Annotated in this window: 12 protein-coding genes; all 12 read left to right on the plus strand. The window is 37.7% G+C overall.

The window, feature by feature from the left end; all coding sequences use genetic code 11:
* The first annotated feature begins 400 nt into the window (after nt 1–400).
* The 12 genes from AC3E8G_RS09970 (at nt 401) to AC3E8G_RS10025 (ending at nt 15,042) form a co-directional block, all read left to right on the plus strand.
* Nucleotides 401–697: a WXG100 family type VII secretion target gene (locus AC3E8G_RS09970; protein ID WP_154859036.1), complete on the plus strand. Its 297-nt coding sequence runs from the start codon at nt 401–403 to the stop codon at nt 695–697.
* Nucleotides 698–776: 79 nt separating this feature from the next.
* On the plus strand, nt 777–1,193 hold the full coding sequence (locus tag AC3E8G_RS09975; RefSeq protein ID WP_154859034.1) for a DUF5082 domain-containing protein: 417 nt from the start codon (nt 777–779) through the stop codon (nt 1,191–1,193).
* A gap of 18 nt (nt 1,194–1,211) precedes the next feature.
* Nucleotides 1,212–1,475 carry a hypothetical protein gene (locus AC3E8G_RS09980; protein ID WP_154859032.1) on the plus strand — a complete coding sequence of 88 codons (264 nt, stop codon included), beginning with the start codon at nt 1,212–1,214 and terminating at the stop codon, nt 1,473–1,475.
* A gap of 36 nt (nt 1,476–1,511) precedes the next feature.
* Nucleotides 1,512–2,168 (plus strand): DUF4176 domain-containing protein, encoded by a 657-nt coding sequence (locus tag AC3E8G_RS09985; RefSeq protein ID WP_490677640.1) that lies wholly within the window; start codon nt 1,512–1,514, stop codon nt 2,166–2,168.
* A complete protein-coding gene (locus tag AC3E8G_RS09990) occupies nt 2,158–3,621 on the plus strand; it encodes a T7SS effector LXG polymorphic toxin (protein WP_154859028.1) in 1,464 nt (487 codons plus the stop codon). The genes AC3E8G_RS09985 and AC3E8G_RS09990 overlap by 11 nt, the downstream gene beginning before the upstream one ends.
* Nucleotides 3,622–3,624: 3 nt before the next feature.
* On the plus strand, nt 3,625–4,503 hold the full coding sequence (locus AC3E8G_RS09995; RefSeq protein ID WP_154859026.1) for a beta-carotene 15,15'-monooxygenase: 879 nt from the start codon (nt 3,625–3,627) through the stop codon (nt 4,501–4,503).
* Nucleotides 4,504–4,520: 17 nt separating this feature from the next.
* Nucleotides 4,521–4,820, plus strand: a complete 300-nt coding sequence (locus tag AC3E8G_RS10000; protein ID WP_154859024.1) for a DUF4176 domain-containing protein — start codon at nt 4,521–4,523, stop codon at nt 4,818–4,820.
* Nucleotides 4,821–5,219: 399 nt separating this feature from the next.
* Nucleotides 5,220–5,702: a type VII secretion protein EssA gene (essA, locus tag AC3E8G_RS10005; protein WP_154859022.1), complete on the plus strand. Its 483-nt coding sequence runs from the start codon at nt 5,220–5,222 to the stop codon at nt 5,700–5,702.
* Between the two features lie 215 nt (nt 5,703–5,917).
* Nucleotides 5,918–7,054, plus strand: coding sequence for a type VII secretion protein EssB (essB, locus tag AC3E8G_RS10010; protein WP_154859018.1), 1,137 nt, complete (start codon nt 5,918–5,920; stop codon nt 7,052–7,054).
* Nucleotides 7,047–11,486 carry a type VII secretion protein EssC gene (essC, locus tag AC3E8G_RS10015; protein WP_154859016.1) on the plus strand — a complete coding sequence of 1,480 codons (4,440 nt, stop codon included), beginning with the start codon at nt 7,047–7,049 and terminating at the stop codon, nt 11,484–11,486. Before essB ends, essC begins: the two co-directional genes overlap by 8 nt.
* Nucleotides 11,487–11,630: 144 nt before the next feature.
* Nucleotides 11,631–14,375 (plus strand): type VII secretion protein EsaA, encoded by a 2,745-nt coding sequence (gene esaA / locus AC3E8G_RS10020; protein WP_154859014.1) that lies wholly within the window; start codon nt 11,631–11,633, stop codon nt 14,373–14,375.
* A 112-nt stretch (nt 14,376–14,487) separates the two neighbouring features.
* Nucleotides 14,488–15,042 carry a hypothetical protein gene (locus tag AC3E8G_RS10025; protein ID WP_154859012.1) on the plus strand — a complete coding sequence of 185 codons (555 nt, stop codon included), beginning with the start codon at nt 14,488–14,490 and terminating at the stop codon, nt 15,040–15,042.
* Nucleotides 15,043–15,208: the final 166 nt, after the last annotated feature.

The raw sequence follows: 15,208 nt of genomic DNA on the forward strand, positions 1-15,208 counted from the left end.
GACCCATAGTTATCGATTTGGGCCGATACCGACCGCCCCAGTCCATTTGTCAGACCGGACAAAAACACCACCATAAACATGAGAATGGTAATGAGAAGTTCAATCAGGATAAACTTCTTGGGTTGGTATTTGATTTCATTCCATGCGATTTTCATATTCGTTCTCCTTTTAGCACGGAGGTGCTCGAGTAGCTTGGCACCTAAACATACTCTACCATCATACCACAACTGGAGGGATAATATGGGACTGGTGTTTGGGGAAGGGAGAGTAATGAAGAAAAGTTTGAAGCTCAAATCATAAAATAATATGTATGCTCTTGACAATTCTTATTAAAAGCGTTAGAATTCTACTATAAGTTGTTCACTTTTGAACAAATAAATTATAAACAAGGAGTCCAATTATGGCAGAAATTTCACTATCCCCAGAAGAACTCACCTCGCAAGCCGCTGTTTATTCAAACGCTCGCGATCAAATTGAAGCTGCTATCCAAGCAGTAAACAGTGCCAATGGAGAAATGCAAGCACACTGGCAAGGTAGTGCCTTTAATTCTTACCTTGAGCAATATCAACAATTACACGGTGATGTTGTTAAATTCCAAGAGTTGTTGACTTCTATTAATCAACAATTGGTTAGCTATGCTAATACTGTTGCTGAGCGTGACAACGCAGATGCATCTGGATTTGGTTTTAAAGGATAAGAAGACTCTGGAATGGAGGGATGGGATTACTTCCTATCCCTCTTTAATTTAGTTGAAATTTCGATAGAGGAGAGTAAAAATGTCAGATGCATCCTACTACCAAGGTCTAGCGAATCAAGAATCTCAAAAATATGAGCAAGCCATCGCTCAAAAGGGAGTGGTCGACGAAAAAATTACCCGCCTAGAGACTGCAAAGACAGATCTATCCACACAGATAGAAAATTTTCAAACAGGTATTATAGATGCCTTAGAGAACATAAAAGGGGAAGATGAATCTCAGTTCAAAGGTGATCGTAAAACGAAATATGCCGAACAGTATGAATTGGCAAATACTGCTGCTACGACTAATAAAACAAGCCATGATACAAATTTAACCAGTATAGCCAATATGATTGAGGAACTCCAGACGGAGTCTGCGAATCTACAGGCTGCAGCTGATACAGCCTATACTAATATGACGAATTATCAAGCAGCGGCAAATAACGCAACTTCATGATAAAGGATAGAAGGATCAATGGGAATAAAAGGAACAGATTATGGCACTTGGACCGGACTGACTTCTACAGTTAATTCAAGTGTCACAAATATTACAGATATTGCGGAGCTGAGTTTTGCAACTACAACGATGACGCCTTTTACATCTTTTAATGATGATATTAAATCATTTAACGAAGTAATTGGTGCTCTTAAAACATTTACTACTGATGATGTCACGCATATGAATCAAGCTGCTGAAAACAAAGTGACAGATGACAAAAATCAGGCAAATGCTAAATAAGAAAGTTACCGGAAAGGAACTAGATAAATGAATGAGATGAGTAATTTATACAAAACGGCCTTGCATCAATTAGAAATTAGTGAGGATGATCAAGCTGTTCTAGAACAAGTTGGCTATTCCTTAGTCGGTCAAGCTGATGCTTTTCGTAAACTCCAACTGGTAATTTTTAAGAAAGAGTCTCTGTATAGTTACAGTAGTTTGCTTGGGACATCCGTTGAGATGGAGTTTGACTGGGACAGTTCAATAGCATGCTTGACGTATTTGGACTCGGAAGTCAAACTACCAATGAAAGACTTTATGCTTTGGCTATCCTATACGGACTTGCTTCTGGCCCCAGTTCTTCCTTTAGGAAGTTTGGTAGAGTTGGATCGCGACTTACTTCCTCAAGGGTTAGTTTCTGCCATGGAGGATGCAAAAGTTCCCTTTATGGCAACAATCATGGGGCGTAGGATTATCCCTGAACCAGATGATAAGGAATATATAGATTATATGGTGAGTATTTATCCCTATGGTATGAGATTAGATGTGGAACCATTGTTTATTCCAAGTTATTTAATTTCTCAGGTTATTCATAAAGGGTACAGCGATACGTTTGATCAAGACTATGTTGATCAGCAATTTCGAAAGGATTATTTCCAACATAATATTCTTTCCCTGACACATAGTACCGAAGGAGAAATCGATGAAAATTGATATGACAGAGGTTCAGAACCAAAAGACGTCCTTGTCTACCTCACAAACATCACTTTCAAATCAAATCGAAACAGCAAAGTCCTCATTTGTGAATCTGGTCAATTCGGAAAGTCTTAAAGGAGATGTCAAATCAGCAATTAATGCTAAGATTAGCAATCATCAAATTCCGCTGATGACGAATTTCTCTAACGCTATGACTCTTCTCTCTGCTCAATACGACAAAACGATTGAACAGTTTCAGACGACAGTATCCGAAACTGCGGCAGATGCAATTATTGATACAGACTACTTACAAGGAATCTTAGATGGTTTTTCAAGTATTGAGACCAGTATTTCTACTGTAGATGGACAAACAGCTAGTATTTATGAATCAATCTCTGACATTATTAGCCTAACTAATCCAGATGCTAGTACTATTACAACCCCCTTATCAGAAGGTAAAACCATTCTAACGGATACCAAAACAAATATGGAAAGCTTCAATGGTTGGAAGCGTGGTGATGACTACAGTAAATTATTGCAGATTCAGATGACTACTTTGGGAGGTTTAGCAGCTGCAGGCAAAACTTCTTTCACATCAAAAGAAGCTAAGGCATTTTACTACGAAGATGACTTTTTGAATGCTGTCAATCAAATTCAAGATTCTGTAAGTAATTCAACTCCAGTAAAAATGTTGAATTTAATATCAAAAACTGTTGATGGTTTATTTTTTGTGAAAAAAACAGCAGGGGAAATATCAGAGAATGAAAATTACAATCGCTTGTCCAATGGTATGGATTTGTTAGAGGGCTACTATGATTTATTGGTAAAAGGCGCAAGAAGTCATAGATCTCATCAAAGCATGGAGAGAGCAGGCTTTGATGGCCTAAATAAATTGTGGCAGAAATATAGTAAGGATGGTCGGAGTCTTCGAGACGTGCTCTATCATTCAAGATTAGGAAATAAATTTAGATCGGTGATGACCTCAATTACTGAGTCTAAGGCATGGAAGTATGTGAGCAAAATCAAAGATACAGTTGATATGATTGATGGTCCCCTCAAAAACGGCATTAAGATAGTTGGGAAAGGGCTCAACTTTGCTGGATGGACTTTAATGGCGGCTGAAGCTGGTTATCATGGAGTCAGTGCTTATAACAATAAAGGAAGTCGTGCTTATAAGAGTGTTGGTAAATCTGTCATCCATGCGGGTATAGAAACTATGAAGGATGCAGGACCACTGGAAGCGACAGCAATTGGAGCCAAAGCAGGTCCGTGGGGAGCAGCTGCCGGCTTTGCTTTTGGAACAATTAATAGTTTAGCTGGCGTCTTTTTTCCAAAAGGAAAAGATAAATTTTATAATACTATGGAGAACATGGCTTTTGATGCCTATGATGGGGCAGTTAAGACAGCAAAAAATGTTGGCAAAGCTCTCACCAGTGGATGGAAGACCGTTACATCTTGGTTTGGAGGTTAGGTGATGAAAAGAATAAGTATTTTCGATGCAGACTTTGAACGAAGTAAGAAAATCGTAACGAACGGAAAGTTTGTCTTAACCGCCGGTATGCCAAATCCTATTCATATGGGGATCATCAATCGCCTCTTTACGGTCTTATTTTGCATATTTATCTTTTTTGGAATTATGGTTTACTTTCTATTAATTGCTTTGCCAAGTAGTGTAGGTCAAAGTGGAGAAGTACACTATCTTTCTCATCAATCGGTTTCTTTGTTTCAAACAATTGGGGAAATAATGCGACCAATCAGTATTGTTTTCTATCTTATTTTCCTTTTTGGTTCTATCCCTGTTTTTTGGCCCAAGAAACGCTTGAGCAGTCAGATTTGGACCTATTTTCCTTTCTATTTTTCAATGTCAGTTTGTGCTTTTATATCAGGGTTTTATTTTGCCAGTGCGGTAACTTACGATGCTTATACAGTTGTGGGATTCTGGTTTCAGCTTGTCTTAGGAATCGTTCTCTTTTTCTGGATTATTACTAATAGTATCCAGAATCTGAAAAGGAGACTGAACGATGAAGAAGAAAAGTCAATTCTTAAGAAAGTGATGATGATTACAGTCGGAACGATGGTAGTGTTCTTTCCGGTATCACTGGTCTATCACCTAATGAATCAACTACCGGTCCTTTGGTATTTTTATATTTTTGGATTATTTTTGGTGGTTTGGTTTGTCATTGCTGGTTATTATTTTTCCCATATGATAAATATACACATTGTTCAAGCCTACTATATTCATAAGTATCCGATGGAATACAAAGAGTATCTGGGAATTAGTGACCGCGAATGGTACAGTAAATCCTATTATAAAAAATTGGTCAAAAGTGGTCAGTTAGTAGAAAATAAGTAATAGAAAGGTGTAAAAATATGAGTGAAAAATTATTGCCATTAGGAAGTATTGTTTATTTGGAAGGTGGCACTGTTAAAGTAATGGTTGTTGGTCGAGGTGCCGTTTTAGAGCAAGAAGGAACCAATGTTTATTCAGACTATGTAGGAGTAGTATATCCTAGAGGAATTAATCCTGAAGATGCGGCGTTTTTCAACCATGAAAGTATTGAAAAGGTTGTCTTCAGAGGTTTTGAAGATGAAGAAGAGATTCGGTATATGGAAGTCTATGAAGACTGGGAAAAAGGTTTGGATATACCGAAAATGAAAGTTGAGGATTGAGTTTAGCAATCTCAATTATGATTCGCTATAAATTAAAAATCGCTTGAATAAAAGCGATTTTTAATTTACGATTTTAATGTTTCTGAGACTATAATAAAGTAATTGCTAAGGGATGGTAAAAATAAGGCTGTTCATTATCTCGTTGAAGATGGTGAAATTAGTGGTCTTTAGGAGATACACTTGTCAGACGGATAGTTTCTATTTATTAATAATGTTTATTAATTGATTTGTATTCAAACACGCCCAATCATACGTTTGAATATTACGATAATTCGTGATAAACTAAAATAGTTAGATTCTATAAATTTTTTGATAGTATTTATTCACGTTTGGTGAGTAGTGATTACCTTTTTAACTTTGGAAATTTACTAGTTTTTTAATATAGAAAGCAGAGATAAAGTGTTGAAAAAAGTCAGTCAATTGTTTTTGCTACTGATGCTGTTATTTTATTCAGGAAGTACTGTTCATGCTAAAGATGGTGAGCTGGAATTAAAAACAGACTCAGTGACGCAAAAGAAGCAGCGTTCTCAAGGTAATGAGATTGAGCACATGTATGCGCCGAACTTGTTCATGGACCGAATAGAGCAAGAAGCGACAAAAAATAAGACAAACGCACAAGAAATCATTAAAATTGCCAATCAATCAAATTTCAGTAAAAAGGAAGTGTCGAGCGGAGATGGTGTAGATACGAAAGCCTATCGTCAGACTCTATTTCAAAATTACCAGGTTGCTGATAATATCAAGGTAGATAGACAAGAATCGGGAACAACGATGATCTGGTCAATTCTTGGTATAGTCTTGTTTATTGTGGCAATGCTATTAAGTGGCATTTATTTAGGAAGGATTTTTCATGGGGGAAGACTATTTAAACGCAACGATTAGATATAAGGACAAGGAAATCGATATTCGATTTTCTAAGACCTTATCTTTACAAGAAGTCAAGGAGTTAATGTGTTCAAATGATCTAGATAAGCTATTGTCTCTTCGTCAAAGCAATTGGTATTTAGATGTTCAAGGAAAGCTATTGCGGATAGAGCAACATAGAGCGTTGAAGGAGTATCCGTTAGGAAATGGAGACGTGCTGGAGGTAATCATAAATGACTGACAAAATTGATATTAAACATAGTAAGGAAAAGGTTAAGGTCGTTTTGGCACCAAGCCATTTTTCTAGACCAAAACTAGCAACTATTGAAAATTATTTGGATGCGACAGTGACATTAGAAGAGAATGGTTTCTTAACTCTACTGTATGATAAGCCAAACTTTTCCTATAGTCTGAAGGATCTTATCGCTGAAGAAATGACCGAGGTCAAGCGTTTGGAATTGGCTCAAAAGATGGAGTCAATCACTTTTTCTGAGCATAGCTTTAAGGTTCCTTACATTCATCCAAAAAATATCTTTTTACAAGGAAGTGTCATCAAAATTCTTCATTATGGTTTAGAAGGAATTATGAATCCAATTCCCTATACTTCAGAGACTTTCTTGATGAACTACAAAGCTCTGGTTGTCTCTATTCTTCGACCAAAGCTTGATTTTGAGCTTTTGGTGAATGGTATTTCGGCTATTAGTGACTCACTAGTACAAGATATTATCGCCTGTAAGACATATGATGAAGTTGTAAAATATATCAATGAAGCGTATGACAAGGCCTATCAAGAAGAAAAGAAGACCAAGATTGTAGTCTCAAAAAGAAATTGGCGCATTTTTTCCATTGGGATGGGGATTTTTTCTGTGGCGACGATTACTTTAGGCGCTTTCGCAGCATATTTTTATTTTTGGTCTATTCCTGTTCAGAAAGCAACTGTCAGTGCACAAAGTCAGTTTATCTCTAAACACTATGATGATGTGGCTGATGAATTACAAGAATTCAAGGTGAATCGCTTAGGGAAGGAAGCGAAATATGTTTTAGCCTCTTCCTACGTTCATTTAGATGACTTATCTGAAGAGCAGAAATCAAGTGTTTTGAATACAATTACTCCATCTAGCGAAGAGAATTTGTTAGATTATTGGATCTATCTTGGAAGGGGAGACTATAAAAAATCTCTCGATCTAGCTCAGAATATTGGAGATGATCAGTTGACCCTCCATGCCTACACGAATTTGTATGAACAGACCCGTGAAGATAAAAACATGAAGGGTGCGGACAAACAAAAGAAATTGAGTGAATATCGCAAGGAAATTGAGGAACTCTCTAAAAAACTAGGGGTAAAAGTGGGTAACGAAAAAGATGAGTAGGGAAAATAATAAATTATTTAACAATACAGAAAAGGATCCGACGGCTAGTGGTATGTTGGACCAAATCAAAGTAGTTATATTTGGTGATAAATTTTCTTTGCTCACTTTTACAGAGGGAGACAGTGCTGAAGAACAGGGACTTTCTTTCAATGTAAATAATGGTAAAATATACTCTAATGGACAGGAGTTAGCTACTGGAAAAAATATCATTGGAACGAAGACGGTCTATGTACTGGATGAAGGGCAGAATATTTTTGTCAGTTATATGTCGCCTCCGGCTGAGGATTTTGTCATCTCAAAAGAGAAAGAGTCAGATCTCAAAATTCAATCAAATACCTATGTCCTATTTTCCAACGGTAAAGTGTACGTTTATCCAAATGGCAATGTTTTCTACCTAAATGACCAATTGGGTACTGCTGATGTGATTGCTGATTTTAAACAAGGGGATAGTCTTTTTGTTGAGAACTACCTTGTAGAGTTTTTAGAGGATCAGTGGAAAATTTCCTCATTTGTGGAAAAACCACATTTTAACAGCCAAACCATATTATTAAAAGCTAAAAGCTCTATCTATCCTGCTAATTTTCCAGTTTATCGGCGGAGTCCGCGTGTGCTACCTACTATCTACGATAAGAAACAGAGAATTGAAAAGCCCAAGAATCCACCGACAAAACCAAAAAATGCGATTTGGCGAGCAATCGTTCCTCCTATTGGTATGGTAGCTCTTTCTGGATTAGTAGTCGTTTTAATGGGAAGAAATGCTATTATGATGCTGAGCATGGGGGGGATGAGTATCCTTACTGCAGCTTTCTCCATTACAAGCTATTTTTCTGATAAGAAAGAGTACAAACAAAAGAAGATTTCAAGGGTTGAAGATTATGAGTCGTACTTATTGAAGCAAGTATCTACTCTGCAAAAACACTATGCAGAAGAGAAGAAAATCCTTTTTTATCAGCAACCGAATATAGAAACGTTGATTGAAATGATCAAGCATTACGATGAACGTCTTTATGAACGCTTGCCTTTCAATGAAGATTTCATGACGGTTTCACTAGGATTGGGTGAGATGGATAGCCAGCTTCAAATTGATTATCAAACGGACTATTTAACCAAAGATAAATTAACTATCTTTTCTCAAGATTTATTAAAGACCTATGAGAAACAAAAGGGAGTTCCTGTCACCACTACACTGGCTGAAAATATTGTTGGACTTGTGGCTAAACACGATATGGGGCAGTTGTTCATTCAGCAAATTTTGTTGCAAATTGCTGCTTTTCACTCTTATCATGATGTGATCTTTGTTAATTTGAGCTCCCAAGAAGATTATGATCAAATTTGGAAGAAATGGAGATTTTTACCTCATTTTCTATTACCAATGATTAATGTTCGTGGATTTGTTCATGATGATCGGACAAAGGACGCTGTGCTGACAAGTCTGTATCAAGTACTGCAGTCTCGTTTTCAAGAAACTGACCAAAAGAAGAGGACCTTTTTGCCTCAGATCGTAATTGTCATTTCAGATGATCGATTGTTATCTGGACATGCGATTAATGAGAGCCTTTCAAGACCGGACTTGGCTTCCTTTGGGGTGACAGTTATTTGGGTTAAAGAAAGTCGGCGTCAATTACCGGAGATGGTTACCACACTGATTGATTTGAAAAATGGAGATACCGCTACATTAATCAATAACAGGGGACTATATGTCAATCAAGATTTCACTCCCTACCCTATGAATAATGATTACGAGCCAGCTATTCGTCATCTAAGCAACCTTATTCATGAGGAAACGCAGAAGAATGCGCTCCCTGATGCAATTACTTTCTTAGAGCTTTATAATGTAGAACATGTCGATGATTTGAATATTGCCAGTCGATGGGTCAATGGCGATACGTCTAAGAGCTTGGCAGTTCCGCTTGGAGTGCGTGGTAAGGATGATATTGTCCAATTAAACTTGCATGAGCGTGCTCATGGGCCCCATGGTCTTGTGGCGGGTACAACGGGATCTGGTAAGTCTGAAATTCTGCAGTCTTATATGCTGTCGTTAGCATTGAATTTTAGTCCAGAAGATATTGGCTTCCTTCCAATTGACTTTAAAGGTGGGGGGATGGCAAACTTATTTAAAGATTTACCACATCTATTGGGTGTCATCACGAACTTAGATGGAGCAGGGATTCAACGTGCCCTGGCTTCAATTAGAGCTGAGTTGCAAAAACGTCAACGTCTATTTGGAAGATATGGAGTTAACCATATTAATGGCTATACCAAATTATACAAAGAGGGACGTTCAGGAGCCGAGGGAGACTTCCCTACAGAGCCACTGCCTCATCTATTCCTGATCTCGGATGAATTTGCTGAGTTAAAGCAAAATGAACCGGAATTTATGACGGAGCTGGTATCAGCGGCACGTATCGGACGTTCTTTGGGGATTCACTTGATTCTTGCTACTCAAAAACCTTCTGGGGTTGTCAATGACCAAATCTGGTCTAACTCTCGGTTTAAATTAGCATTGAAAGTTGCGGAAAAAGCTGATTCAAATGAAATTATCAAAACTCCAGATGCTGCAAGTATTACTCAGCCAGGTCGTGCCTATTTACAAGTCGGCAATAACGAAATTTATGAGCTCTTCCAATCAGCTTGGAGTGGTGCGCGCTATGCACCTACAGTAAAATCACGAACCGAAGAAGTTGATAATCGAATTTGGTTGATCAATGAGTTGGGGCAATATGAACTTGCAACGACAGATCTCTCTTATTTAGAAGAAGAAACTGTAAGTATTGATCCTAACGCTGACGAAACGGAACTTGATGCAGTTGTTGAGTATATCGCACAATATGCAAAGAGTATCGACCTTCGTATGCCAACAAAACCGTGGTTACCTCCTCTTAAAGATGAGATTACCTCACCACTTTTAGTTCCAAAATGGACAGAACATAAACTCCATAAGGCTCCTTTTGCTTTAATGGATGTACCTTCAGAGCAAGCGCAACATGTGTTAGAGTTTGATTTGGAAGAATTCAGTCATAGTATCATTTATGCTTCACCAGGATTTGGTAAATCTCAAGCGCTTCAAACGCTAGTCATGAACTTCGCTCGATTGAATAGTCCAGCTCAGATGCATTTCAATTTATTTGATTTTGGAACCAATGGGCTATTCCCGTTGAAAGGCTTGCCACATGTAGCGGATATCGTCAATTTAGATGATTCAGAAAAATTATTGAAGTTCTTGAAGGCTTTACAGAAGGAAATTCAAAAACGTCGAGATCTATTGGCTGAATATGGCGTCACTTCCATTGAACAGTATGAGCAAAAAACTGGTCAGTCTTTACCATTTATTTTAAATATTGTAGATTCATATGACACCGTTCGTGATCATCCTTTGGAAAGCTCTATTGAGTCAGCTTTCCATCAGGTGCTTCGAGAAGGGGCAAGTTTAGGAATTTATTTGATTGTCACAGTCCTTCGGAATACGACTATGAAGTTAAGTATGCGAAGCAACTTTGCTACTCAATTTGTCTTGTACTTGGTAGATAAGGATTCCAAGAAAGATCTGATTGGCTTTGATGCTCTTGCTGACCAAGTAATCCCTGGTCGTGGTCAGATTCGATTTGATGAACCAATTCGATTCCAAGTTTATCTTGCAACTGAAGGTGGTTCAAATCTTGAACGATTGCAAAGTCTTGAGACTGCCATTGAATCAATGGATCAAGCATGGGATGGACCTCGACCAGAAGCTGTTCCGATGCTTGCAAATGAAATCACGTTTGAAACATTTGAAGACGATCCTGCTGTTCATAGTGAACGTCAATTATTCAATATTCCAATTGGTTATGATAAAGAAACAACATTGCTTCGCTCGATCGAACCAATGAATTATGACTTTATCCTGTTGATGGACGATACGCCTTCTCAGACGTATAGTCTGGAACGGACGCTATTATCTGCGTTTTCAGCCTTTTCTGGAAAAGTCAATCGCGTAGTGGTAGACACCGACGGACGATTTACTGGAATGAATGACTACTTTGATACTATCATTGAGGAAGCTACGATGGGTCAATTCCTTAATGAGCTATTAGGAATTATTCAATCAGGTATGCGTAGAGAACAACCAATGTTTGTTTATCTGCCTGATATTAACTTAACTGGCGACAAGATTATGCTGACGGATAAAGATGTCAATACTTTATTTACAAAATCATCAGCGGTAAACATTCATTTGATTTTCCATGGTTACCAAAGCGGTATCGTTACTAAATTTACACCATTCTTCAAGAGATTACGACAAAATGTCCCAATGGGAACTTTTGGTACTACCTTTAATGAGCAAAAAGTGGTTCCTGGTCGTACTAAATACAATGAGCCATTGGTGGAACTCAATGAGACTCAGCTATTTATTGGTAGAGATGTGTACCGTCTGAGAATACCACAAGACAAGTAGATACAGAAAGTTTCCATAAGATTTTCTGAATGTGTTATAATAGAAGAAACTCTACAAGCGATTTTGTTTCTACTGCTTGTGGGGAATAGCATCATTTATATTTTTTGATGATAAGGTAAAATCATTTTAGGAGAAAAAGCCATAATGAGTATAAATAAAATTAAAAAATACTTACTTGGAAAAGGGTTGATTATTTTATGTTTGGTGATGACGGTTGCTATTCTTGCCTATATGGCACAGTCAGATAAACTTTCATTTGTTCTTGGAAGTAAGGAAAAGACACACCTTCGTATTGGGATTGTAAACCAGGACGAAGGGGATCAACTAAACAATGTTTCCTACAATTTTGGTGAAGATTTTACAAAATTGTTAGCAAAAGATGAAAGTGGAAAAACTAGTTGGAAAGTCATGTCTAGGGACCAGGCGGAGAGTCAATATAAAGATAATTCGCTAGAGGCAATTATTTATATTCCAAAAGACTTTTCACATAATGTCTTACAGCTGTCTAGTTTTAATCCTGAAAAGGCTAAAATCACCTACAAAGTAAAAGAATCTGTCAAAAAAGAACAGTCGCTTGAAATGGCTCAGCAAGTAGGAGAATACGTTAACAGCTTAAACCAGGAAACCATTCGTTTGTACTTTACAAGTGTCATTAATAATCTTGATGATGCTAAAATTCAGATGAATACTATTGTTGGTGATGAGTCAAATATCTATAACTCTTTGACTACGTCAATCTTACAGCCAGCTGATCAAAGTATAAAATCCTTAGATACGATCCCTTCAATAGCGGAGAGTGTTCAATCTTCTAACAGATCTTTCGAACAGTCTGTATTAAATTTTAAAACCTCGACTACGGATTTATTAAAAGCAAATGCAGAATCTCTGCTTGGCCAGACTGATTCGATTTCAAAATATAAAGCAGTGCAATCACAAGTTGCTAATCATAATGCCCAAGTTGCAGGCAATTCTGCTAAGAATCAGTATGACAAAGATAACAATTTGTATCAAAACTTATACAATAGTACAAATGATTCTTTAAATATTTTTGGAAATACTGAGATGCCGACAGATCCAAATATCCCACCATCTTATTTAGTACAATTATCTCAGCGTATTGATAACTACAATCAAAGAATTAATGGTTTCCAAGCGCAAGTTACTCAAACTCAAACAGAATTAACAGCGTTAAAGACGTCTTTAGAGGGTTCTCGTACGCAGATTTCTCAGAACTACTTTGATGGAACAATTGTAGACACCTCTACTTTGGGAGATAATGAGTCTGATATTACGAAAGCTGTCAGTGCTGGTGTAGATACAAATAGTGTAAGAGAAGCATTAGCTAAACAGGTGGTTTCGACTTTATCAAGCTCAGATAGATTGCCTGGAGACTATGACAATCAAGTCAATAGCACCATTGCCTCCATTAGTGTAAACCCAGCTGACTACGCTAGTCTATTTACTAAACTTAAGGAACTGGGTGCTTTAACAGACGCACAAATCGCTTCATATAATTCTAAATTAAACTTATTGACACAGTACGCTAGCGTGAAAGGTTCGACTACAGGGTCAATGCCAGGTTATACATTTATAACAGTTGCTAATGATGTATTACCATCAACTGACTCAAAAACAGTGACATTGGATAATGTCTATCCAGAAGTAACAACTGAGAAAAGTGGAACAAATAAATACAACGCTACTCCAATTAGTGTTGCAAATGTTCAAGTTCATGGAGCTAAGTCAGCTACGGTAGTTCCAAGTACAGCAACCATTTCAGATCCAACCCCTATTCAACTGCAAATCCAGTATACTCCTGATTATGGTCTAAACACGATCTCGTTCGATCTTCAGGTTGGTAGTGAGAAGATACCTATGCAGTACAGCTTCTTCTATGACAAGAATAAGGGTAGTGAAGCTTTGATTCATAGTGATTTGTCCACTGTTTTTGAGCAACTTTCCCGAATCGATACGGCAGCAACGACCGTTAAAAATATCTATGGTAGTCCATCCTCGTCCTATGCTGTTGATGTTGCTAATCCAGCAGGTGACTCTATTGCTAAGATGTATGGAAATATTTCGGCAACTTCTGTGGCCGATAAATTACAACAAAAAGATGTTGATCAATATCGGAAATCAGGAATTGACTTATATGTTAAGTTGAGTATGCAGATAAACCAGCTTCAAGCACAGATAGATTCCCTTCCGCAACTTCAAGGTGCTGAACTTCCAAATAATTACTTTACAGCCAGTATCGAAGATCTAACTAAATGGTATCAAGCGGCAAGTGCTAAGCTAAAACAAGAATATGAAGAATGGCAGAAAAATGGTCCAGAACTCATAGAAGTTTCTGCAACAAATTCAGGAGATGGCTTAGCAACTAATAAGATCTATACAACTGATGAAAGTAGTGACGGTTTGCTTGATATTGTTACCAGACTTGCATCAAGCACTAAAAACACATCTGAAACGATTAACTCAAATGGAAGTGTAATCGGTTCTATGGAAACACAATTTAACTCATTATCAGAACAGTCTAAAAAAGTTCAAGAAGAAGTGAAGCAAGTTCATCAACAAACCGAAACGCTCATTAAGAATCAGAGCAAGAATATTGAAGAGAGCACGGAATTTAATAAAAACTTCCAAGGTGTACTTTCAAATGCTCGATCAAATGGAACAGATAACCAAGCAGTTCTTAACTTCTTGGCAAAACCAATTGTAACTGAAAAGACTAATCAATCGAGTGTTTTGTCAACTACGCCAATATGGGCCTATCTACTTGTTATTTTGCTTCTAACAAATATCGCTACTGGATTGATGATCAGAGAGTATTCTCGTCAAAAAAGAGAAGAAGCTGCTGAAAAAGAAGAAGAGGAACACTTTGAATAGGTGTCATTCTGCTGTCTAAGATTGCTTCTAGATCAATGGTAGTAGACGATAGAAACTAGATTTTGAGAGAGGACCTTTTGGTTCTCTCTCTTTATAATAGAAGGAGTATGGTATGGTTTTTGTTACCTTATTTATTATTTTAATGCTTGTCATTCTTGTTTTCGTTGTAGGGATTGTTTATTGGGCCGTCAGTTATGCTCAGAAAAGCAATAAGGTGTATCAGGCTTTTGCTTCCTTGCATGGTTACCAGTTCGATCGAGCGCAGGGGAATGACTATTACAGAGATTATTCGAAGAAGAAGATGGATCAGGATCGGACCATCACTCCCTTCCAAAGTCCCTTTGTTGAAAAATATGCCAACTTTACGTACTATCCCTTTGGCCGTGGTCATGAGCGAAAGGTGGCCTATGTGATCTCAGGTGCCTACAAGGACTGGCAATTTAGAGCCTTTACCTATCATTTCGTAGGCAATACCATGGAGCAAACTGGGCCTGGTGGAGTCTTCAGTGTAGTCATGATTGAGTGTCCTCAGCCACCGCAGGTCCAGCTGCCAGAGCAAGTCTTTTATGAGAATGGTGTTTTGTGCGCCTACCAGCACGAAAATCTCAATGTAGAAACCCTTCATGATCGGATCGAAAAATTAGGAGAGCTGGCAAAAGGCTTGTAGGATGAGCTGTCAGTAAGAATTCTTCAAAAAAGTCCACTAGGATGATCGAAATAAGAGGCTGGGACAAAAGTCCTAGCCTCTCAATTATTTTGGGATTGTTTAACAAGACGCAGTGGTTGAGTGGGCTCTACTACGCTGATTTCATCAGCTTTTACAGCCCTACTCA

It is taken from the genome of Streptococcus sp. SCPM-O-B-15294 (M123) (assembly GCF_058200455.1).